The following is a 21428-nucleotide window of genomic DNA, read 5'->3' as shown; positions in this document are numbered from 1 at the left end:
GACAAGCCACGGCGGACCGTCGTGTGGAGACGGACCGCCGCCGCCACCCCAGGGGCGCCGGCCACGGCGGTGGTGAAGCCGGGACGGACCCGCGGCCGGAGACCATGGCGAGCCCCGCAGGGGGGACGCGGGAAGACCGCGCCCACCCCCGCGGGAAAGCGTCAGCGGTGTGAGGGGAATTCCACAACCTGCTGGAACGTAGGCCGGTTCTGCCAGCTGATCCGAGCGTCCGTGACCCCGCCCAGCGGCCGCTGGACGATGGAGTCGGCGCACCACTGATCGCCCGCGGCGCACCCGTCGTCACCGGGATAGACGGTGGTGGCCGGAACGGCCGCGGCCTGCTTGAGCGTGTTCAGCAGCACGTCACGGCAGGCGGCCAGCTGCCCGCCGCCGCAGTACGTGCGGGCCAGCGGCCCCGCCACCTGCCCGCCCAGCACTTGCCGCAGGTCCTTGTCGACGTAGCTCCACCAGCCGTACTGGAAGGCGCTTCCGGCGTGCGAACCGGTCGGCCCGTGCCCGGCGGACGGCGACTCGTCGACGGTGAGGTCGGCGGTGAGCGCCGTGTAGAGGCTGCCGCCCAGACCCGGCTGGAATTCGCCCTGGACGAGCAGTGGCCACCACGCGTCCATGACGCGGACGGCGTCGGCGTTCGCGTAGGTGTGGGAGCCCGGCGACGTCTCATGGCGCTTGGTGCCGGCCGTACGCCAGGCGGTCAGCTGCTGGACGGCGGTGGCCTCCTGCGGGTCGGTGACGGGCGCGCTGTTGATGACCTGGAGCAGCTCGGGCAGTACGTCCTCGCCCCGCAGGTCGGTCAGTGCGGCGTCGTCCATCGCCTTGGCGAGGGCCGACCTGGTGACGCCGCCGGCCTTGACCAGTGCCTTGACGCGGTCGTCGAGGAGGTCGGCGCGGTGCACGGCCCCGTTCCCGAAGCCCGCCGACGTATAGCCGGGTGCCTGCTTGTTGTTCCAGGAGACGTAGTAGTCCTGGTTGACGGACTGCGGGTGCTGCGCGGGCGGCGTGTAGGACGCGGTGTTGGTCGTCGGGTCCCAGCCGCGCCAGTCGTACGCGGCCTGCGCCCAGATCGGGAAGGACGCGTCGACACCGTCAGCCCGCACCGGGTTGGTGCCGCTGTTGTAGTACGCGGTCTGCCGTGAGTCGGCGTAGAACCAGTTGAAGGTGTAGTTGATGTCCTGCGCGGCCTTCTGGAAGGACGCGGCGTCATGGACGAAGCCTGGGTCGTTGAGTTCCTGGAAGCCCAGGATCGAGTCGGCCTCGTGCCGGTAGGAGCTGCGCAGCTGCGTATAGGCGACGGCTTTGCCGCCGACGGTGGCGCGGTATTCGACCGGGCCGTAGGCGGTCCGCCAGACCTGCATGCGGTAGGAGCCCGCGGCGGTGGAGTCGGCCAGGGTCGGCTTCCAGGAGTTGGTGCGCTCCAGCTTCTCCATGGCGACGCAATTGCCGTGGAAAATGTAGTGCGTGGAGTCCTGGCACAGCTCGACGGCGTAGGTGTCGGTGACGTCCTGGGCCGCGGAGGTCGCGCTCCAGGCGTAGTCCTGGCCGCGGCCCATCTCGACGTACATGCCGACACCGGCGAAGGACGCGCCGCGCGCGCTGATGCCGGGGCCCTGGAGTTCCTGGAGCATCAGCAGCTGCGGCGCGAAGTAGCCGGTCTGCGGGCCGAAGACGGCGACCGGGTGGCCGCTCGCGGTGTGGGCGCCGCTGACGACCAGGGCGTTGGACATGCCCTTCTTGGTGGAGAAGAGGTTGCCGGGCAGCACACCGGGGCTCTTGGTGGTGGCCTGCGTGGCGCCGCCGGTCGCGTCGTAGACGAGGGGTTCCGCGACGACCGAGCCGGCGTCGGGGAGTGCTTCGCCCTGGGCGACGGCCGGCTTGCCCGCGTAGGGGAAGCTGGTGCCGTCGTGGACGGTGGCGGTGGCTTCCGGGTCGTCGCGTTCGCGGAACGACTCCCAGACCTTGGTGCCCTCGGTCACGCCGTACTGCTGCTGCGCCGCCAGCAGGGACAGCGCCGACTGCACCTCGCCGCCGCCGCCGGTGCCGAAGAGCGCGCCGATCACGGAGGCCAGCGCGATCAGGTCGGTGAGCTGGAACGGATCGATGGTGCCGGCGTTGGTGATGGCGTCCACATGCCCGGTCAGCACGTATTCGCCGGGGAAGTAGCGCCCGTTCTTCGCCGCGGTGATGTACGCGTTGATGCCGTCCACGTACGCCTGGGCGTCGGCGAGCGCCTGCTGGCCGCGGGCGCCGCCGGTGCTGGCCAGGTGGTCGATCTGCGCCTGGAGGTCGGCCTCGGTATAGGGGGCCTGCTTCCAGAATTCCTGCTCAAGGCCGCGGTTCGCGGCGGCACCGCCGGCGAACGACGACAGTTCGCCGCGTCCGACGTGCCGGAAGAGGTCCATGAGCCAGAGCCGGTCCTGCGCCGCCGCGTATCCCGCGCCGTATTCGGTGCCCTGCCTGGTAGTGCCCTTGATGTGCGGCACCCCGGTCTTCTTGTCCCGGGTGATCGTCACATCGGAGCGCGGGCTGATGATGGAGGCGATCTGGCTCGGCGGTACGCCGAAGGACGAGTCGTTGAAGAAGTTGGTGATGGTGGCGTCGGTCAGGGTCGGGTACCCGTCCGCGAGGGAGGCGTACGGGCCGAGCTGGTCCGAGGTGTGCGCGGGCTGGGTGCCGAGCGCCTTGTTCGCCAGGATGTCGGCAAGGGTGGCGTTGCCGTTCTCGCCCGGCGGCAAGATGTCGGCGCACTGCGCCGCGCAGTAGTCGCCCGGGTCTGCGGCGTGCGCTGCCAGTGGCACCGGGGCCACCAGGGTCGCCGCGAGCGCCAGCAGCGCTCCTGCGGTGGCCGTTTTCAGCGTGCCGATCCTGCCGATCCGTCGTGGGGTCCGTAGCGGCATGTCTGCTCCTTCCGGAAGCCGGTGCGCGGAGGTTACCGCCGGTACACCGGCCCCGGAAGATGAACATGCGTCAGGTTTTCGGATTCCTCACAACTCGGCGGACGAACACGGTCGATTCCGGCCCGTCGGTGCCCCGGGCGAGCGCCCGGCGCATCAAACCCGGCCCGTCGCAACCCCGAGGCGCCGGCCCCCGGGGTCAGCGCCCGGCGCGCAGGGCCCAGGGCGGCGGCCCGCACCCCATGTGCGACGCGCTCAGCGCGCCGCCCGCAGGACGAACACGCCCCAGCCCAGGTAGCGGCGGTTCCACTCCAGGTGGGTGCGGCGGCCGTGGTCGAGGAAGTCCCGCATGTCGGCCGCGTCGGGGTGCCCGGCCGGGGCGTCGCGCAGCCAGTCCGCGATGGCGAACCACTGCCCCGCGGCGTAGCGGTCCCAGCTGTCGCCGTCGGCCAGCACCATCTCGACCAGTTCCATCCCCGCCGCGCCGAACCGGTCGAGGGTGCCGACCAGCGAGGTGTAGTCGTCAGGGGCCGCCCCGATCGCCTCCAGCGCGCCCTCGGGGGCCGGCTCGGTCCAGTACGGCTCGCCGATGAGCATCAGGCCGCCGGGCCGCAGGGCGGGGCGCAGCAGCTCGATCGTCCCGGCCAGGCCGCCGCCGATCCAGCTGGCGCCGACGCAGGACACCACGTCGTAGGCGGCGGCCTCCGCCACGTACGCTCCTGCGTCGCCGCGCTCGAAACTCACCCGTTCGCAGACGCCGAGTTCGGCCGCCCGCTCCCTTGCGGCGGTCAGGAAGACCTCGCTGAGGTCGACGCCGACCCCGCCGGTGCCGTGCCGCTGCGCCCACCGGGTGAGCATCTCGCCCTTGCCGCAGGCCAGATCGAGCTGCCGCTGCCCGGGCTCCAACCGGCAGATCTCACCAAGCAGCATCAGCTTCTCCTCGGTGATGGGGTTGAGGATGCGGTGCCGGGACTCGGCGATCTCATGGTGGCGCAGGCTCATACGGCTCCTCGGTCACGGTGCCCGGCGCTCTCGCCGGTCCGTCAGGCATCCTTTCGCAGCGCGTCCGCCGTGGCGCGGTCAGCCGGCAGGAAGGCCTCCAGCTTCAGCTCGGCGATGGTGACGTCGGCGGCGGTGGCGAAGACCGCGACGGTGGTCATCAGCCGCAGCAGTCCGCAGCCGGCCGATTCCAGCTCCATGGGCACGGCGAACCCGAGCACCGTGTCGGAAGGCCCGCGCGGCGGCCGGGTCGAGGGTACGAGGGGCGTCCACGGCTCATTTCTAACCCGCGCGCCCGGACCGCGGCCATTCCCTGCCGGGAATTGAGGGCGTGTCCGCGGCGGCCCACGATCGGGGTATGACAAGCACGTTCACCGACAGCACCGATACCGCGGACAGCGCCGCGGGCGGGACCGGCACCGTACGGATGGGTGTCTTCGTGCCCACCACGAAGGTCCAGTGGAGTGAGCACACCGGCCCGGGCGAGGCCGTCTCCTTCGGGGTGCACGCCGAGCGCACCGGCTTCGACTCGCTGTGGGTCACCGACTCCCTGCTCACCCCGCGGCTCGAAGCGCTCACGGTGCTGGCCGCGCTCGCCGCCGTGACCGAACGCGTCACGCTGGGCACCGGCGCACTGCTGCCCGCGCTGCGTACGCCCGTCCAGGCCGCGCAGACCATCGCCTCGGTCGACCTGCTCTCCCGCGGACGGCTCGTGCTGGGCGTCGGCGCGGGCTTCCCCGGCCGCTTCGGGCGGCCGGTCTACGCGATGGCGGGCACGCCCTGGCCGAACCGTTTCCAGCGGCTCGACGAGACCGTTGCCTTGTGGCGCCGGCTGTGGACCGGCGAGGGTCCGGTGTCCTTCCACGGCGAGGTGCTGCACTTCGACGACATCGTGCCCGCCACCAAGGCGTTCCGCCCCGGCGGGCCGCCGGTCTGGCTCGGCGGCGCCACCCCTGCCGCGCTGGCCCGCGCCGGGCGCGGCTACGACGGCTGGCTGCCGTATCCCCCGGACCCGGCCGACTACGGTGCGGGGCTCGCCGCGATCCGGGCCGCCGCGGGGGAGGCGGGCCGCGGGGATGCCCCGTTCGCTCCCGCGCTCTTCGTGAACACCCTGATCACCGACGCGGCGGACGGCGGGCGCGCGGCGCTGGACGCGTACGCCTGGGCCAATTACGGGCGGCCGGTGGAGGAGATGGAGAAGATCCAGGCGAACGCGGCGGGCACACCCGAGGCGGTGGTGGAGCAGCTGGGCCGCTATCTCGCCCAGGGCGCGCGGCATCTGGTGATCCGGATCGCGGCGCCCGGCATCCCGGCCCAGCTCGGCCAGCTGGACCGGCTGGTGGCGCTGCGCCCGGCGCTCAACGCCCTGCTCGCGGGGCGTACGTGAGCGGCCGAGCCCGGTAGCGTCCGGGTGGAGCGGGGCCCGGCGCGGCGACGTGCGGGCGTACCCGGCGTGGCGGACAGGCGTGGCGTTGACAGCCGGGACCAGCGGAATCATGCTGAGCAAGCGCTTGGTAACCTATGCCCCCGGAGGCCCCGACCATGTCCCAGCAGCCCCGCGTCTTCGCTTCGCCCGACGAACTGCGGGCCGCCGTCGGCGAGCAGCTCGGCTGGACGGACTGGCTGGAGGTCGACCAGCAGCGGATCGACACCTTCGCCGAGGCGACCGGTGACCACCAGTGGATCCACGTCGACCCGGAGCGCGCGGCCGACGGCCCGTACGGGACGACGATCGCGCACGGCTATCTGACGCTGTCGCTGATCCCGTCGCTGACTCCGACGCTCTTCCGGGTCGAGGGCGTGCGGATGGGCATCAACTACGGCGTCAACAAGGTGCGCTTCCCCTCCGCCGTCCCGGTCGGCTCCCGGCTGCGCGCGACCGCGACGGTGACCGAGCTGACCGAGGTCGGGGGCGGGGTGCAGATGGTCACCCGGGTGACTGTCGAGCGCGAGGGCGGCGACAAGCCGGTGTGCGTGGCGGAGACGGTGGTCCGGTTCTTCTTCTGACCGCGCCCGCTGCCCGGTGCTCCGACCGCCCCGGCCGGCGGCCCCCTCACCGCCTCCGAGCGGCCGACCCGAGCGCTGTCCCCGCCTCCGAGCGCCCCGCCCGAGCGCTGTCCCCGCGCCCGGCTCCGCCGCCCTCCCGCGCCTATTGCTCCGCGGCGGGCCGGCCCTCCGGGCGGACCATCCGCAGCACGAGGTCGGCGTAGAGCGCGCCGACCTCGTCGGGCGTACGCCGTCCTGACGGGTTGAACCAGCGGGCCACGTCGATGCACAGCGACAGCACGGCCAGCGTGGTGCCGGACATCTCGGGCACGTCGAATTCGCCCGCGGCCACCCCGTCGGCGACGATCGTGCGGATCGCGTCCTCGCTCTGCCGTCGCAAGGTGACGATCTCGGCGTAATGGTCAGGGGCGAGCGCGCCGAGCTCGTACTGCACCACCCGCCCGGTGGTGTGGTGCTCCGCGTGCCAGCGGACGAAGGCCCGCACCGCCGCGGCAAGGCGGTCGGTCGCGCTGCCTCCGCCGTCCCGCGCCTCGCGCAGCATGGTGAGCGAGCGCTGGTGGCCGACCTTGCTGATCTGGTAGAGCAGCTCTTCCTTGGTCTTGTAGTGGATGTACAGCGCCGCCGGGCTCATCCCGGCCCGTCCCGCGATGTCCCGCGTGGTGGTGGCGTGGTAGCCGCGTTCGGCGAACGCCTGCACCGCGGCGATCACCAGCCGCCTGGCGGCGTCGGGAGTGATGTCCTCCCACGCCTGGCCGGTTGCAGCCTCCGCACCCATCGCACGCTCCTCTGACCCGTCTGACCCGGTCGGTTGACAGGGTCACACCCTACCCGGGCGGGTGAGCAAGCGCTTAGCGGCGGGTGGCCGGTCAGGGGCGCACGGGGTTCAGAAGGCCGACACGCCGGTGAGAGAGCGGCCGATCAGCAGTTTGTGTATCTGGCTCGTGCCTTCGTAGAGGGTCATGACGCGAGCGTCCCGCAGCAGCTTGCCGACCGGGTACTCATCGATGTAGCCGTAGCCGCCGAAGACCTGGAGGGCGTTGTTCGCGCAGCGCACCGCCGCCTCGCTCGCGTGCAGCTTCGCGACCGACGACTCGGTCGCGAAGGGCAGCCCGCGGTCGATCAGATCGGCGACCTGCCAGGTCAGCAGCCGGGCCGTGGCCACGTCCACGGCGATGTCGGCGAGCAGTTCCTGCACCAGTTGGTGCCCGGCGATCGGCGTCCCGAACTGCTCGCGCTGCCCGGCGTAGCCGACCGCCGCCTCCAGGCACGCCTGCGCGATGCCGACGCAGCCCGCCGCGACCGACATCCGGCCCTTGGCCAGCGCCGACATCGCCACCGAGAAGCCCTTGCCCTCGGGCCCGAGCAGGGTGTCCGCGGGCACGCGTACGCCGTCGAGTACGATCTCGGCCGTCGCCTGGCCGCGCAGGCCCAGCTTGCCGTGGATGGCGCGGCGGGTGAGCCCCGGCGTGTCGGTCGGCACCAGGAAGGCGCTGACGCCCCGGTGCCCGTCCGCCGCGCTGCCGGTACGGGCGAAGAGCAGGACGACGTCGGCCCAGGTCCCGTTGGTGATGAAGGTCTTGCCGCCGGTGATGACGTACGTGTCCCCCTCGCGCACCGCTCGGGTGGTCAGATTCGCCGCGTCGGAGCCGGTGCCCGGCTCGGTGAGGCCGAAGCAGCCGATCGCCTCGCCGGAGGTCAGCCGGGGCAGCCAGGCCCGCTTCTGCGGCTCGGTGCCCCAGCGCGCGACCGACTTGGCGACCAGGCCGAGCGAGACGGACACGATGCCGCGCACGGACGAGTCCGCGCGCCCCAGCTCCTCGGTGACCAGGCAGTACGCCAGGTGGTCGCCGCCGGAGCCGCCGTATTCCTCGTCGATGGTCAGGCCGAGGAAGCCGACCGCGCCGAGCTTCTTCACGATCCCGCGGTCCACGGCCTCGGCACGGTCCCACACGGCCGCATGCGGGGCGACCTCGCGGTCGGTGAAGTCCCTGGCCAGGGCCTTGATGTCGGACTGCTCCGCGGACAGCTCGAAACTCACTGCCATATCCGCGCTCCCCTCCGTTCCCTCCGCCTCGGTCACACCGGTCCGCGGCGCCGCCCGTCGCACCGGGAGCCGCCGCGATCGCCGAAACTACCACCGCTAGTTTTTGCTTCGCAGCCTCTACTATGTGCCGCATGGCCCGCCCCCGCAAGCCCCTGCTCAGCCGCGACCGCATCGTGACGGCGGCGCTCGCACTCATCGACACCGAGGGTCTGGCGGCGCTGTCCACCCGGCGGCTGGCGGCGGGACTGGGGGTCAGCGGACCCTCGCTCTACAACCACTTCGCCACCAAGGAGGCGATACTCGACGCGGTCGCCGACACGGTGATCGACCAGGTCGACCTGTCGATGTTCCGCGGCGGCCGGGACTGGCGCCAGGCGCTGCTCGACTGGGGCCGCTCCTATCGCGCCGCCCTCACCGCGCACCCGAACATCGTCCCCTTCCTCGCCACAGGACCCGGCCTGCGCCCGGCGGGGCTGCGGATGGCCGACGCCGTTTTCGGCGGCATGGTGGAGGCGGGCTGGGCGCCGGCCCAGGCCACCCGGATCGGCGCCCTGATGCGGTATTTCGTCACCGGGTCGGCACTCGGCTCCTTCGCGGGCGGCTTCGTGGGCGACGCGGACGCCTACGACCCCGCCGACTACCCCCATCTGGGGCAGGCCCATCTGCTGGCCAGGCACCGGGAACGGGTCGACGAGGGCGCCTTCGAGACCGGCCTGCGGGCACTGCTCGACGGGCTGGCGCTCCAGTACGCGGACGGGTCCGCCGGCGGCGGGGGGACAGGCACGGAAGGAGCGCACGACACGGACGCGGGCGGGCCGGTCGCTACAGGAGCGGGCGGATCGGGCGGCGCGGGCTCGGACGGGCCGCGTGGTACGGGTGCGGGCGGGAGCGGCCGGCCGGGCGGCGGCTGACAGGATGGCGTCATGTCGACACCGGATTCAGCACCGGCGGGCACGCAGCGGCTCGTCCAGGTCAACTACCGCAAATACGACGGAACTCTGCACTGGAATCTGCGGATGCACCGGCTCGGCGAGGACGAGCACGGGATATGGCTGGGACTTCCCGCCAACAGCGTGATGCGCAAGGGCCACAATCCCGAGGTGCCCATCCCCGAGGCCCATGTGCTGCTCTTCCCGCACGAGGCGTGGTGGACGGCGACCTTCAACGCGGCGCCGCGCAGCACCGAGGTCTATTGCGACATCACCACCCCGCCGCGCTGGCCGTCGCCCGACGAGGTCACCATGATCGACCTCGACCTCGATGTGCTGCGCAAGCGCGACGCGCCGGGGCCGATCCTGGTGGACGAGGACGAATTCGCCGAGCACCGGGTGCGTTACGGCTACCCGGCCGATATCGTCGCCGCGGCCCAGGAGTCGGCCGACTGGCTGATGGACGCGGTGGCGTCCGCCCGCGGGCCGTTCGGCGGGGCGCACGGGACGTGGCTGGCGATGATGGCCGGGGCGGCGGCGTAGCGTCCGGCGGGACGCCGCGGGGCGTGTGGCGGGGCTGAGCGCTCCCGATCCGGGCGGGCACGCGTTGGCCTGGCGTCGGATGGGCGCTCGGAAGCGGCTGAGCGCTCGATCCGTACGGCCCGGGCAGGCGGGTGAGCGGTCAGAAGACGACCAGCGCTCTTCCGCCGCGGCCCGCGGTCATCGCCTCGAACGCGGCCGGGATGCCGTCGAGGCCGATGTGCTCGGTGACCATGCCGGACAGGTCGAGACGGCCCTCGCGTGCGTGCCCGGCGAGGACGGGGAGATCCTTCGCCGGGTCGCAGTTGCCGTACACGCACCCTGACAACGTCCGGGCGAAGTAGAAGAGTTCCAGCGCGGTGAAAGTGACTTTCTGGTCCTGGCCGCCGATGCCGACCACCGTCGTGCGCCCGCCGCGCCGGGTGGACGACCAGGCGGTGCGGACGGTGTCGGCGCGGCCCACGCACTCGATGGCGACGTCGGCGCCGTATCCGCCGGTCAGCCCGCGGATCTGCTTGGCCGTGTCCTCGCCCGCGACGACGAAGTCGGTGGCGCCCGCGGCCATGGCCAACTCCTCCTTGCCCGGGGCGACATCGACGGCGACGATCCGGTCCGCGCCTGCGATCCGCGCCGACTGCAGCACCGCGAGCCCTACGCCGCCGACGCCGTACACGGCGACGGATTCCCCGGCGCGTACGGCCGCGGCATGGTGCACGGCTCCGTAGCCGGTGAGGACCGCGCAGCCGAGCAGGGCCGCGTCGGTCAGCGGCACTCCGTCGGGCAGCGGGAGGACGGCGCGGGCGGCGACGACGGTCTCCTCAGCGAAGACGGCGGTGCCCAGGCCCGGGTGGAGCGGGCTGCCGTCGGCGGCGAGGGTGGCGTACGGCGTTGCGGCAGCGGTGGCGGAATGGGCGCACAGCCAGACCTCGCCGAGCCCGCAGAAGTGGCAGTTTCCGCAGGCGGGCGCCCAGTTGAGCACCACCTTGTCGCCGGGTGCCACATGCTCGACGCCGTCGCCGACCGCGACGACCGTCCCCGCGCCCTCATGGCCGAGCACGGCGGGGACCGGCTGGCGCAGGGTGCCGTTGGACAGCGAGAGGTCGGAGTGGCAGACGCCGGCTGCGGCGAGCCGTACCCGCACCTGGCCGGGGCCCGGGTCCGGCAGATCGATCTCGGTGACGACCAGCGGTGCGTTGACGGCTGGCAGGACGGCTGCGCGGACCACGGGGTCTCCTGATCGGTTCGGCAATGTGTCGGTGTGACGCTTTGTCGGCTTGTCACCCGTCCGGCGGTAGCGGACGCCGGCAGGCGCGGCCAGGTGGTGTCAGAACTGCAGCGACTTCGTCTGGAGGTATTCGGCGAGGCCGTGCGCGCCCAGTTCGCGGCCGACCCCGGACTGCTTGTAACCGCCGAAGGGCGCCACCGGGTTGAACCGGCCGCCGTTGATGTCCACCTGGCCGGTGTCCATCCGGCGGGCGAAGGCGACGGCGGTCTCCTCGTCTGCGCCCCAGACCGCACCCGCGAGGCCGTAGACCGTGCCGTTGGCGATGCGCAGCGCGTCCTCCTCGTCCTCGTAGCGGATCAGGACGACGACCGGGCCGAAGATCTCCTCCTGGGCGATCGCCATACCGGGCTCGACGTCGGCGAAGACGGTGGGCCGGACGTAGTAGCCGGTGTCCAGGCCTTCGGGGGCGTCGGGGCCGCCGGCCACGATCCTGGCGCCCTCGTCCAGTCCGCGCTTGATGTAGCCGCGCACCCGGTCGCGCTGCTTGGCGTTGACGACCGGGCCGAGCCGGTCGCCCGGCACGTATTTCGCGGTGGATGCCGCGGCAATGGCGACGGCTTCGTCGTAGCGGGCGGAGTCGACCAGCATCCGGGTCCAGGCACTGCATGTCTGGCCGGAATTGGCGAAGACGTTGGCGAGGCCGACGTTGACCGCGCGGGCCAGGTCGGCGCCCGGCAGGATCACATTGGCCGACTTGCCGCCCAGTTCGAGGGCGACGCGCTTGACCGCGGCGGCGGCCGTCGCTCCGATCTGCCGGCCGACCGCGGTGGAGCCGGTGAACGACACCAGGTCCACGCCCGGGTGTTCGACCAGCGCCTGGCCCGCGACCGGGCCGAGCCCCGTGACCAGGTTGAAGACTCCCGCGGGCAGCCCCGCCCCGGCCAGGATGCCGGCGAAGAGCTGGGCCACCAGCGGAGTGTCCTCGGCGGGCTTGAGCACCACAGTGCAGCCGGCGGCGAGCGCGGGGGCGACCTTGGCGACGATCTGGTGCAGCGGGTAATTCCACGGCGTGATCGCGCCCACCACACCGACCGGCTCCTGGAACACCCGTGAATTGCCGACCTGTTCCTCGAAGGGGTGAGCGGCGGCCATGTCCGCGTAGGAGGCCATCACAGCAGTGGGCAGGTCGGCGTGCACGGCGGCGGCGAAGGCCATCGGTGCGCCCAATTCCGCCGACACGGTGGCGGCGATCTCCTCCCTGCGGGCGGCGAGCAGGTCGCGGGCCGCCCCGAGGACCGCGGCCCGCTCGGCGGGCGGGGTCGCCGCCCAGCCGGGCAGCGCCTCGCGGGCCGCCCGCACGGCGGCGTCCACGTCCGGGGCGGTGCCGGCCGCCACCCGGCCGATGACCTGCTCGGTGGCCGGATCGACCACGTCGATCGTGCCGCCGCCGGCCGCGGCGCGCCATGCGCCGCCGATGAACACCGCATCCTGCCCGCGGTGGACCCGTGCCGCACCGCCCGCCGAGCCCGTGCCGTCCGCCCTGTCCGTGCCGCCGCCGCCGTCAGCCATGCCGTCCACCTGCCGCCTTCCGAGTCGCCGCTGCGTCCGACACCCAAACTAGCGCCGATAGTTTTATGGTGCCAGGGCCTGTCCCGTGCCATCGGTCACCCGCGGGCGCTTGCGCGGGCCGCGGTCAGCCGACGACCTCCGGCGGATCCTTGTGCGGGCGGCGTCGGCCGGCCGCCTCCACCTGTATCGGGAAACCGTTGAGCACCGCGGTGCCGGAGAGCGGGTCGAGACGGCTGCCGTCCAGCAGCTGGTTGACATTGGCCCCGGGGTCGCGGGAGGCGGCGGTCAGCCGGGTGCCGCCGCGGTCGTGGCCCCAGCCGTGCGGCAGGCACACCACACCGCGGCGCAGCGTGTCGGTGATCTCCACCGGTGCGGTGATCTCGCCGCCGTCGCCCTTGATCCGGGCGAGCGCGCCGTCCTCCAGCCCGAGCCGGGCGGCGTCCTCCGGATGCAGCTGGGCGGTGCACCGGTTGCTGCCACCGGTCAGAGTCGGCACATTGTGCAGCCAGCTGTTGTTGGACCGCAGGTGACGGCGCCCGATCAGGACCAGCGACCGCCCGTCGGCGCCGCGGGCCACCGCCGCCCGCAGCCGCGGCACATCGGCGGCGACGGGCGCCGCGGCCAGCTCGACGGTGCCGGAGGCGGTGCGCAGCACCTGCGGCAGCCGGGAGCCGAGCGGCCCCAGGTCGATGCCGTGCGGGTGGTCGAGGAGCCTGGCCAGAGTGAGGCCTTCCGGCTCCGCGCCGAAGCCGTCGCCGTAGGGGCCGAGCCGCAGCATCAGGTCGAGCCGCCGCTCATAGCCGGTGCGCCCGCCGAGCAGCGCGGCCACTTCCGCGGTGTCCCTGCCGTACACCGGGGAGTGCGGGTCGGCGGTCGCCGAGGAGAGCCTGCGCGTGATGTCCTGGCCGTCCACCAGCGCGGGGTCGGCGTCGGGCCCGCCCTGGCCGAGGACGGCGAGGATCAGCCGTGCCAGGATCTGCGGCTCGTCCAGGGCGCCGTCGGCGAGCGGCACGGCGGGCGGGCTGTAGCGGACGTTGTTGCGCACCGCGAGGGTGTTGAACGCGAAGTCGTAGTGCGCGCTCTGTGCCGGCGGGGGCGGCGGCAGGACGACATGGGCGTGCCGTGACGTCTCGTTGAGATACGGATCGACGCTGACCATGAAGTCGAGCCCGTCCAGGGCGCGGTCCAGGCGCAGGCCGTCAGGCGCGGAGAGCACCGGATTCGCGGCCACCACGACCAGCGCGCGCAGCCGGCCCTCCCCCGGTGTGTCGACCTCCTCGGCGAGGGCCGCGATGGGCAGTTCGCCCTTGACCTCGGGGTGGCCGGACACCCGGCTGTGCCAGCGCCCGGTGCTGAAGCCCTTCCCGGGGCGGGGCGGCCGGGGCGCCCTGGCAGTGGCCGCGAGCGGGAACATCGCGCCGCCCGGCCGGTCCAGATTCCCGGTCAGCGCGTTGAGCACGTCCACCAGCCAGCTCGCCAGGGTGCCGAATTCGACGGCCGAAGTGCCGAGCCGCCCGTACACCGCCGCCCGCTCGGCGGCGGCCAGCTCCCGGGCGAGGGTGCGGATGTCCTCGGCGGGGACGTCGCAATACGCGGCGACGGACTCGGGGGTGAAGTCCGCCGCAAGGGCGCGGACCTCGTCCAGACCGCTGAGGTGCGGGGCAAGGCCGCCCGGGTCGGTGAGCCCTTCGGCGAACAGCACCTGCACCATGGCGAAGAGCAGCGCCGCGTCCGTGCCGGGCCGGGGCACCAGATGGCGGTCGGCAGCCTTGGCCGTCCTGGTGCGGTTGGGGTCGATCACGATCAGCCGTCCGCCGCGCCGCCGCAGTGCCCTGAGCTTGCCGGGGAAGTCGGCCGCCGTGGCCAGACTGCCGTTGGAGACCAGCGGGTTGGCGCCGATCAGCACCAGGTGGTCGGTACGGTCCAGGTCGGGTACCGGGATCGCGTTGGGGTCGCCGAAGAGATAGCCGCAGCTGACATGCTTGGGCATCTGGTCCACGGTGCTGGCGGTGAAGACGCTGCGGGTGCCCAGCGCCCCGGCCAGCTGCGCCGGGTAGAGCCCACCGGCCACCGTATGGACGTTGGGATTGCCGAGGACGACGCCGACCGCCCCGCCGCCGTACGTACCGCTGACCGCGCCGATGCCAGCCGCGACGGCCTCGAACGCCTCGGCCCAGGTGGCCTCGGCGAGTCGGCCGTCCTTGCGCACCAGCGGCCGGGTGAGCCGGTCGGGGTCGGCGTCGAGAGCGCCGAAGGAGGCGCCTTTCGGGCAGACGAAGCCTGCGCTGAAGACGTCGTCGTGGTCGCCGCGGGCGTGCGTGACGCGCCCCTGATCGATGGTCAGGACAAGGCCGCAGGTGGCCTCGCACAGTGGGCAGATGCGCAGAGCGGTACGGGTCATCGGTGACTCCCCTGGACGGCGACGGCACTGGCGCGCGTTCGTCTTCGACACTACCGATCGGTACTGACAACGACACTACCCGCCGGTACGGACAACGATCCCGGCACTGCGGGCCGACGTGCCGGCGGCGTTCTCCCGCGGCGGGACGGGCGCGCCGGGCAGCTCCGGCGGGACCGGCGATACGTCACCGGGCGACGCCTGGGACGCGGCGCCCGGCGCCGGTCAGCCGAGCACCGTCGCCAGATAGGCCAGCACCAGTTGCTTGGTCTCGGCGACGACCCGCGGGTCGCCCTCCGGGTCGGCGCGGAAGGCCAGTTGGAGCGCGGCGTCGGCGGCTTCGACGGCGACCACCAGCGCCAGCCGCAGCCGGGGGTCCGCCGGGTCGGTGGTGAGCCGGTCGCCGAGCAGCGCGGGCAGCCGCTCGGCGAGGTCGTGGTTGGTCTCGCCCGGCACTCCGAAGTCCAGCAGGGCGAAGCCGGGGGCGGTGCGCTTCATCGCGGTGTATTCGTCGACCAGCACCTCGACGGCGGTACGCCAGCCGCCGCCGGTGCCGGGCTCCGCCAGCCGCGCAGTGGTCCTGTCGAGGAAGTCGTCCAGATTGCGGTGCGCGAGCGCGTCGGCCATCGCGCGCTTGTCGGCGAAGAAGCGGTAGACCGAGCCGATCGGCACTCCGGCCCGGGCGGCGACCGCCCTGGTGCTGAGCCGTTCGTAGCCGGCCTCGTCCAGCAGTTGCGCGCAGGCGTCGAGGATCCGCTCGAGCCGTTCGGTGCTGCGCCGCTGCACGGGCGCACGGCGCAGCAGTCCGCCGTCGGTGCCCGGCACGCTCCCGGCGCCCGTCATTCGCGGTCAGCTCCCGGCGGCGAGCGCGTCGAAGAGCTTCCGCAGGTCGGTGAGCGCCTCCAGGAGCGCCGCCTGCGGGTCGGCGGCCCGGACGATCGCCATGGCGCTCTCGCTGAGGCCGCCGTAGAGCATCGAGGTCAGCGGGGCGGCGGGGCGCTCGGGGATGGCGCCTTTCCTGATCGCCCGGGCGATGCCCTTCTCGGTCAGCTCGCGGCAGTTGACGCCGAGGTCCCGCATCGCCTCCCAGCCGAGCGCACCGGGCGCGTCGAAGAGCGTGATCCGCTGCACTTCGGGGTCGAGCGAGGCCTCCAGGTAGGCCCGGCTGCCCTCGAAGACCGCTTCCCACGGATCGTCGGCGACCGCGCGGTACGCGGTCGAGATCCGGGTGGCGAGGCGTTCCTGCTCCCGGGTGTAGACGGCGCTGAAGAGCTGCTTCTTGCCGGCGAAGTGGTGGTAGAGCGCGCCCTTGGTGACGCCGGCCCGCTCGCAGACGGCGTCGAGCGAGGTGGCGGCGTATCCGACCGTCGCGAAGAGCGCCCGCGCGGCGGCTAGCAGGTCCTCGACGGTCGCGTCCGAGCGCTCCCGCTGCGTCGGGCGTACGCGCGCTTGCCGCCCGCCGCTGTCCGTCGCCGTATGCGCTGTCGCCACGGCCACCCTCCTGTCCGGCCGGCCGGCGGCGCCCGTACCGGCGCCGCGCTGCCCCCGTTCTCGCCCATTCGCTCCCCGCCGCTCCCCACCCTAGCCAAAGCCGACACTTGACACTCACATACCTTCGGTATGTATGTTTCATACCGCCAGTATGTATCTTCGCCAAGGCAAGGACTGCCATGTCCTCACCCGCTTCCGCCTCCGCCGCGCCACCCGCGGCGGAGCCGCCGTCCCCGCGCGGCACCGCCGCCCGAACAGGTGTCGTCCTGCTGCTCAGCGCGGGGGCGACCTTCATCGCCTTCCTCGACACCACCGTCGTCAACGTCGCCTTTCCCGACCTGGCCGAGAGCTTCCCCGCCGACCGCGTCTCCGACCTGTCGTGGGTGGTCAGCAGCTACGCGGTGCTCTTCGCCGCGCTGCTGACCCCCGCCGGCCGGATCGCCGACGCCTTCGGCCGCAAGAAGCTCTTCCTGACCTCGCTCGCCGGCTTCACCGTCACCTCCGCGCTGTGCGCGTGCGCGCCGAATCTGCCGTGGCTGATCACCGCCCGCGCGCTGCAGGGCGCGACCGCGGCGGGGATGATCCCGGCCGCGCTCGGCCTGCTGCTCGCCACGACCCCGCCGCAGCGCCTCCCCGCGGCAATAGGCGCCTGGGGAGCGGCCGGCTCGATGGCCACCGCCGCCGGGCCCGCGCTCGGCGGCGTGCTGGTCGACGCCTTCGGCTGGCGGGCCGTCTTCCTGATCAATGTGCCGGCCGGCGCCGCCCTGGTGCTCGCCGGGATACGCGGCCTGCCCGAGCGCACCGGGGCCCGGCGGCGGCTGCCCGATCCCTTGGGCACGGTCGCGGTCACGGCAGGCATCGCCCTGCTGGTGCTGGGACTCACCAAAGGCAGCGACTGGAGCTGGGCCGAGGCGGCCACGGTGGCATGCGTGGCGGTCGGAGCAGCCCTGATCGCCGTCGCACTGGTGCGTTCCGCACGCCATGGGGCGCCCGCCGTCGAGACCGCCCTCTTCCGCAACCGCACCTTCGCGGTCGCCTCGGCCGCCGCCGCCTTCACCGGGGCGTCGCTCTTCGGGTGGCTGCTCAGCAGCCCGCTGTTCCTGACCGCCGTCTGGCACTACTCGGTGCTCAAAGCCGGTTTCGCCGTCACCCCCGGCGCGCTGACCTCGGCCGTCGCCGCGGTCGCGGTGGGCAAGCTGGCCAAGCCGCACCAACTGCCCGCCGTGGTCGGGGCGTCCATGGCCGCCTTCGCCGCGGTGAGCGTGTGGGCCTATCTCAGCCTGGGTACGGACACCCGTTTTCTGACGCTGTGGCTGCCGTTGGGCCTGATCGGCGGCGCGGCATTCGGCGCCGCCCTGACAGCGCTGTCCACCGCGGCCGCCAGGTCGCTGCCACCGCAGCAGTTCGCCTCCGGGGCCGGCATGACGACCACGGCCCGGCAGTTGGGCGGCTCCCTGGGAGTCGCGGCCACCGCGTCGGTGATAGCAGCGCACGGGATCGGCGGACCGCAGGCGTATCGCGACGTGTTCCTGATCTGCGGCGCGCTGGCCGCCGTCGCCGCCCTGGTGGGCCTCGCCATGTCCCGTACCGCGGCGAAGGAGTCCTGAGATGGTCCGCGAACCGGGCGCAGGCCCGCACCCCGCTGCCGCCGACCGGGCGGCCGCCTATCCCGCGGAGGCCGCCGACCCGCACTGTCTGGGCTACGGCGAGGGGGGGAAGTCATGCGCGGCCCGCCGTGGCGGCGCTTCGCGGTGGTGGGCGACAGCCTGGCCGAGGGGCTGGGCGATCCGCAGTGCGGCTACCGCACCGCGTCCTGGGCGGACAGGACCGCGGAGGCGCTGCGGGCCGTCGCTCCCGACGCGTTCTGCACGAATCTCGGCCTGCGCGGCCTGACCACCGCCCGGGTGCGCGCGGGGCAGGCGGAGCGCGCCGCCGCCTTCGCCCCGACCTGGTCGCGGTGGTCTGCGGGGGCAACGACCTGCTGCTGCCCGTCTTCTCCCCTGGCGTCGTCGCCCGCGAGATGGATCTGCTCTTCGGCCGGCTCGCCGCCCCCGGCACCACCCTTGTCGCCTTCGCGCTGGCGAATGTGGCCGCCGCGGTGCCCGAACTGCGCGGCGGGGCGCTGGAGGAGGGCGTCGCGCTGCTCAACGGCATCGTCCGGAAGGCCGCGGAGCGCCACGGGGCGGCGCTGGTCGAGATGTACGACCACCCCGCGGTCGGTGACCGCGACCTCTGCAGCGCCGACCTCGTGCACGTTACGGCCCGCGGGCACGCGGTGATCGCCGCGACGACGATACGGGCGCTGAGCAGGGAGATCGCGGCCGTGTCCGAGAGTTGTCCACAGGCTTGAGGTGGGGGTTGCCGTCCTGATTCCTATGGTTCAGCATAGGAATCAGGACGACAACGCGGGGAGCGCACCATGGACACCAGCCAGGACGGCAGGGATCTCGACTATTCATCCGGGTTCGGGAACGAGCACAGCAGCGAGGCCGTGCCCGGCGCGCTCCCGGTCGGACGCAACGCGCCGCAGCGCGCGTCCTTCGGGCTGTACGCCGAGCAACTGAGCGGCACCGCCTTCACAGAACCGCGCGCGCACAACCGGCGCAGCTGGCTCTACCGGATCCGCCCGTCCGCCGCACACCCCCCTTTCCACCGGGTGCCGAACGGATTGCTGCGCAGCGGCCCCTTCCAGGACGTGGAACCCGATCCCAACCGGCTGCGCTGGGGGCCGCTGCCACTGCCCGATGAGCCGACCGACTTCGTGCAGGGCCTGGTCACCGCCGGCGGCAATGGCGATGTGCTGCGCCGTGAGGGCATCGGCATCCACTGGTACGCCGCCAACCGCTCGATGCACAAGCGGGTGTTCTCCTCCTCCGACGGGGAGTTCCTGATCGTGCCGCAGCGGGGCGCGCTGCTGCTGCGCACCGAGTTGGGGCTGCTGCGTGCCGAGCCGGGCCATGTCGCCTTGATCCCGCGCGGTGTCCGCTTCCGGGTCGACCTGCCGGACGGCACCGCCCGCGGCTATGTCTGCGAGAACTACGGCAGGCCCTTCCAGCTGCCGGAGCTGGGTCCGATCGGTGCCAACGGGCTGGCGAACGCCCGGGATTTCCTGGCCCCGGTCGCCGCCTACGAGGACGGGGACGAGGAGACCGACGTCGTCAACAAATTCGGCGGCAACCTGTGGTCGGCCCGCTACGACCACTCGCCGCTCGACGTGGTCGCCTGGCACGGCAGCCATGTGCCGTATCTGTACGATCTGCGCCGCTTCAATGTGCTGGGCTCGATCAGCTACGACCACCCCGACCCGTCGATCTTCACCGTGCTGACCTCGCCGTCCGACACCCCGGGGCTCGCCGGCGCGGACTTCGTGGTGTTCGCACCCCGCTGGCTGGTCGGCGAGGACACCTTCCGGCCGCCGTACTTCCACCGCAATGTGATGTCGGAGTTCATGGGCCTGGTCGAAGGCGCCTACGACGCCAAGGCCGAGGGCTTCGTACCGGGCGGTGCCTCGCTGCACAACATGATGTCGGCCCACGGCCCCGACCGGGCCACCTTCGACCGGGCCAGCACCGCGGAGCTGATACCGCAACGGGTCGACGACGGGCTGGCGTTCATGTTCGAGACCCGCTGGCCGGTCGTGCCCACCGAATTCGCGCTGGCCGGGGGCCACCGTCAGCAGGACTACGACACGGTGTGGGAGGGGCTCGCGAGAAACTTCCGGCCGTGACCTCCTTCGCCCCCGACTCCCTGGTGCTGAACCGCAAACTGCCGCTGTGGTATCAGGTCTCCCAGTCGCTGCGCGCCTCGATACTGGGCCGCCGCCCGGACGACCCGCTGCGGCTGCCGACCGAGGACAACCTCGCCGGGCACTACGGCGTGAGCGTGCTCACCATGCGTCAGGCGCTCAAGGAACTGGAGGAAGAGGGTCTGATCTCCCGGCACCGCAGGCGCGGCACCTTCATAGAGCCGGCGGCGCTGCGCGGCGCACCGGTCAAGCTGCTCGGCTCGGTCGACGCGATCGTGGCCCAGCAGTCCGGCGGGCGCACCGCGGTGTTCCAGCACGGCCCCGCGCCGCTGCCGCCGGAGGTGGGCGAGCACTTCCCCGGCCTGGACGAGGCGGTCGCCTACCGGCGGCTGCGCTGCGACGAGACGGGCGAACCCACCAACTGGGCGGAGAATTTCGTCCGGCCGGAACTGGCCGCCAGGATCGGCCTGGCCGAGCTGGAGCGCTGGCCGATGACCAAGGTACTGCGGGATGTGCTGGGGGTGCGGATCAGCAGGATCACCGACACCGTGGAGGCACGGCTGGCCGACCCGGAGACCGCCCGGCTGCTCCAGGTGCCGCTGCTGAGTCCGATCCTGCACTACACCGGAGTCACCTACAACGAGGCGGGGCAGGCGGTGGACGTGGTGCGGATCCACTACCGGGGCGATCGCTTCTCCTTCACCGTGACGATGGAGGCACGCTGAGTCCCGTCGGTAGCATGCATGCAGTGAGCGACGACGACGCGCCCCTGCTGCACGACGTGATGCCGTGGTCCGTGCGCCCGCTGCGGATCGGCCGCGGCTGGCCCATGGCGCCGGACCCGGCCACGTTGCGGGACCGCTGGGCGCTGTTCGCGGCGGCGCGGGGCGAGGCGGAGCGTGCCGCGCTGCTGCGCCCCACCCGGGCGCGCGGCCTGCACAGCCGGGTCGCCCAACTGCCCGGCCACCGCACCCCGACGACTGCGCTGGCCGGGGAGGACGGACGCTGCCCCGAGCCGGTCATGATCCAGCACGGCGCCCACGACCGGCAGTGGCTGATACCCGATCACCGGCTGATCGACGCGGCCCGGCCGGAGTTGTGGCGGGTCCTGGACGACCGGCAGATCTTCGCGGTCGAGCGGGCGTATCTGCCGGAAGCACGCGAGCCGGCCGTGGCCTTCTCCGCCCTGCTGCCCGACGGCCGCTCCCCCGCGGGCCGCCCGGGGCGAATTCGCCCGCTGTTCCGGCAGCCGGGCGGGCTTGACCCCAACCTCGCCCCCGGTCTGGTCGGCCTGCTGTCGGAGCAACTGGCGGCCGACGTCACGGCGGAGGACGTACTGGCCTGGATCGCTGCCGCGGCAAGGCCCGCGCCCGGCGGCTGCGAAGTGCCCTTCCCCACCGGCCCCGGCGACTGGCGAACCGGTCTGGCGCTGGGCGGCCGGCTGCTGTGGCTGCACACCCGCGGCGCCCGGCTGGCGGACCCGGCCGCCGGGCGCGACCCGGCCGGGCCGGGGGGGGGCGGGGGGCCCCCGCCCCCCCCCCCCCCCGCGGCGAAAAAAAACCCCCCACAGGC

General features: G+C 73.0%; 18 protein-coding genes and 1 pseudogene. 9 read left to right on the top strand and 10 right to left on the bottom strand.

The features are described from left to right. Positions 1-161: 161 nt before the first annotated feature. The 3 genes from V7E46_RS11370 to V7E46_RS11360 form a co-directional block, all read right to left on the bottom strand. Complete coding sequence (locus tag V7E46_RS11370; protein WP_329180307.1) at positions 162-2912, bottom strand: penicillin acylase family protein; 2751 nt, start codon at positions 2910-2912, stop codon at positions 162-164. A 252-nt stretch (positions 2913-3164) separates the two neighbouring features. Next, the gene (locus V7E46_RS11365) at positions 3165-3911 is read right to left on the bottom strand and encodes an SAM-dependent methyltransferase (RefSeq protein ID WP_333768304.1); all 747 of its coding nucleotides are present in this window, start codon (positions 3909-3911) and stop codon (positions 3165-3167) included. A gap of 41 nt (positions 3912-3952) precedes the next feature. Beyond that, positions 3953-4108 carry a hypothetical protein gene (locus V7E46_RS11360; RefSeq protein ID WP_443054122.1) on the bottom strand — a complete coding sequence of 52 codons (156 nt, stop codon included), beginning with the start codon at positions 4106-4108 and terminating at the stop codon, positions 3953-3955. Positions 4109-4266: 158 nt separating this feature from the next. On the opposite strand from V7E46_RS11360, the gene V7E46_RS11355 reads away from it, so the two are divergent. After that, positions 4267-5295 carry an LLM class flavin-dependent oxidoreductase gene (locus tag V7E46_RS11355; protein ID WP_333768303.1) on the top strand — a complete coding sequence of 343 codons (1029 nt, stop codon included), beginning with the start codon at positions 4267-4269 and terminating at the stop codon, positions 5293-5295. Positions 5296-5450: 155 nt separating this feature from the next. Next, complete coding sequence (locus V7E46_RS11350) at positions 5451-5915, top strand: MaoC family dehydratase (RefSeq protein WP_333768302.1); 465 nt, start codon at positions 5451-5453, stop codon at positions 5913-5915. 142 nt (positions 5916-6057) lie between these two features. On the opposite strand, the gene V7E46_RS11345 is transcribed toward V7E46_RS11350, so the two are convergent. Together V7E46_RS11345 and V7E46_RS11340 are read right to left on the bottom strand one after the other, a co-directional pair. After that, positions 6058-6690 carry a TetR/AcrR family transcriptional regulator gene (locus V7E46_RS11345; RefSeq protein ID WP_333768301.1) on the bottom strand — a complete coding sequence of 211 codons (633 nt, stop codon included), beginning with the start codon at positions 6688-6690 and terminating at the stop codon, positions 6058-6060. 108 nt (positions 6691-6798) lie between these two features. Further along, entirely contained in the window at positions 6799-7959 is a 1161-nt protein-coding gene (locus V7E46_RS11340; RefSeq protein WP_443054121.1) for an acyl-CoA dehydrogenase family protein, read from the bottom strand. Between the two features lie 131 nt (positions 7960-8090). Here V7E46_RS11340 and V7E46_RS11335 point away from each other — a divergent pair. After that, positions 8091-8714: pseudogene (locus V7E46_RS11335) on the top strand (TetR/AcrR family transcriptional regulator); the annotation flags it as partial. A gap of 168 nt (positions 8715-8882) precedes the next feature. Next, on the top strand, positions 8883-9431 hold the full coding sequence (locus V7E46_RS11330; protein ID WP_333768299.1) for a DUF402 domain-containing protein: 549 nt from the start codon (positions 8883-8885) through the stop codon (positions 9429-9431). 139 nt (positions 9432-9570) lie between these two features. On the opposite strand, the gene V7E46_RS11325 is transcribed toward V7E46_RS11330, so the two are convergent. The 5 genes from V7E46_RS11325 to V7E46_RS11305 form a co-directional block, all read right to left on the bottom strand. Continuing rightward, positions 9571-10653 (bottom strand): zinc-binding dehydrogenase, encoded by a 1083-nt coding sequence (locus tag V7E46_RS11325; RefSeq protein WP_333768298.1) that lies wholly within the window; start codon positions 10651-10653, stop codon positions 9571-9573. Between the two features lie 99 nt (positions 10654-10752). Then, positions 10753-12135, bottom strand: a complete 1383-nt coding sequence (locus V7E46_RS11320) for an aldehyde dehydrogenase family protein (RefSeq protein WP_333768309.1) — start codon at positions 12133-12135, stop codon at positions 10753-10755. A 211-nt stretch (positions 12136-12346) separates the two neighbouring features. Further along, positions 12347-14623, bottom strand: coding sequence for a molybdopterin-dependent oxidoreductase (locus V7E46_RS11315; protein WP_333768297.1), 2277 nt, complete (start codon positions 14621-14623; stop codon positions 12347-12349). A gap of 222 nt (positions 14624-14845) precedes the next feature. Then, entirely contained in the window at positions 14846-15463 is a 618-nt protein-coding gene (locus tag V7E46_RS11310) for a TetR/AcrR family transcriptional regulator (protein WP_333768296.1), read from the bottom strand. Positions 15464-15469: 6 nt separating this feature from the next. After that, positions 15470-16111, bottom strand: coding sequence for a TetR/AcrR family transcriptional regulator (locus V7E46_RS11305; RefSeq protein ID WP_333768295.1), 642 nt, complete (start codon positions 16109-16111; stop codon positions 15470-15472). Positions 16112-16290: 179 nt separating this feature from the next. Here V7E46_RS11305 and V7E46_RS11300 point away from each other — a divergent pair, with 179 nt between their 5' ends. The 5 genes from V7E46_RS11300 to V7E46_RS11280 all read left to right on the top strand — a co-directional run. Continuing rightward, positions 16291-17718 (top strand): DHA2 family efflux MFS transporter permease subunit, encoded by a 1428-nt coding sequence (locus V7E46_RS11300; protein ID WP_333768294.1) that lies wholly within the window; start codon positions 16291-16293, stop codon positions 17716-17718. A 350-nt stretch (positions 17719-18068) separates the two neighbouring features. Next, positions 18069-18461, top strand: coding sequence for a GDSL-type esterase/lipase family protein (locus tag V7E46_RS33860; RefSeq protein ID WP_443054120.1), 393 nt, complete (start codon positions 18069-18071; stop codon positions 18459-18461). Between the two features lie 69 nt (positions 18462-18530). Further along, positions 18531-19838: a homogentisate 1,2-dioxygenase gene (hmgA, locus tag V7E46_RS11290; RefSeq protein WP_333768292.1), complete on the top strand. Its 1308-nt coding sequence runs from the start codon at positions 18531-18533 to the stop codon at positions 19836-19838. Then, complete coding sequence (locus V7E46_RS11285; RefSeq protein WP_333768291.1) at positions 19835-20581, top strand: GntR family transcriptional regulator; 747 nt, start codon at positions 19835-19837, stop codon at positions 20579-20581. The genes hmgA and V7E46_RS11285 overlap by 4 nt, the downstream gene beginning before the upstream one ends. Positions 20582-20595: 14 nt before the next feature. Further along, a partial coding sequence (locus tag V7E46_RS11280; RefSeq protein WP_333768290.1) for a type ISP restriction/modification enzyme occupies positions 20596-21428 on the top strand: 833 nt, incomplete at its 3' end.

The sequence above is a fragment of the Streptomyces sp. IBSBF 2435 genome (assembly GCF_036815005.1).
In the GTDB taxonomy this organism is placed as follows: domain Bacteria; phylum Actinomycetota; class Actinomycetes; order Streptomycetales; family Streptomycetaceae; genus Actinacidiphila.
This window is presented reverse-complemented; position numbering and strand designations above follow the sequence as displayed.

Bases quoted from the DNA above. Each gene is read 5' to 3' on its own strand.
- V7E46_RS11310 (WP_333768296.1), bottom strand. From the start codon at position 15,463: ATGACGGGCGCCGGGAGCGTGCCGGGCACCGACGGCGGACTGCTGCGC.
- V7E46_RS11340 (WP_443054121.1), bottom strand. From the start codon at position 7,959: ATGGCAGTGAGTTTCGAGCTGTCCGCGGAGCAGTCCGACATCAAGGCC.
- V7E46_RS11360 (WP_443054122.1), bottom strand. From the start codon at position 4,108: ATGGAGCTGGAATCGGCCGGCTGCGGACTGCTGCGGCTGATGACCACC.
- hmgA (WP_333768292.1), top strand. From the start codon at position 18,531: ATGGACACCAGCCAGGACGGCAGGGATCTCGACTATTCATCCGGGTTC.
- V7E46_RS11330 (WP_333768299.1), top strand. From the start codon at position 8,883: ATGTCGACACCGGATTCAGCACCGGCGGGCACGCAGCGGCTCGTCCAG.
- V7E46_RS11365 (WP_333768304.1), bottom strand. From the start codon at position 3,911: ATGAGCCTGCGCCACCATGAGATCGCCGAGTCCCGGCACCGCATCCTC.
- V7E46_RS11300 (WP_333768294.1), top strand. From the start codon at position 16,291: ATGTCCTCACCCGCTTCCGCCTCCGCCGCGCCACCCGCGGCGGAGCCG.
- V7E46_RS11355 (WP_333768303.1), top strand. From the start codon at position 4,267: ATGACAAGCACGTTCACCGACAGCACCGATACCGCGGACAGCGCCGCG.
- V7E46_RS11315 (WP_333768297.1), bottom strand. From the start codon at position 14,623: ATGACCCGTACCGCTCTGCGCATCTGCCCACTGTGCGAGGCCACCTGC.
- V7E46_RS11370 (WP_329180307.1), bottom strand. From the start codon at position 2,912: ATGCCGCTACGGACCCCACGACGGATCGGCAGGATCGGCACGCTGAAA.
- V7E46_RS11345 (WP_333768301.1), bottom strand. From the start codon at position 6,690: ATGGGTGCGGAGGCTGCAACCGGCCAGGCGTGGGAGGACATCACTCCC.
- V7E46_RS11350 (WP_333768302.1), top strand. From the start codon at position 5,451: ATGTCCCAGCAGCCCCGCGTCTTCGCTTCGCCCGACGAACTGCGGGCC.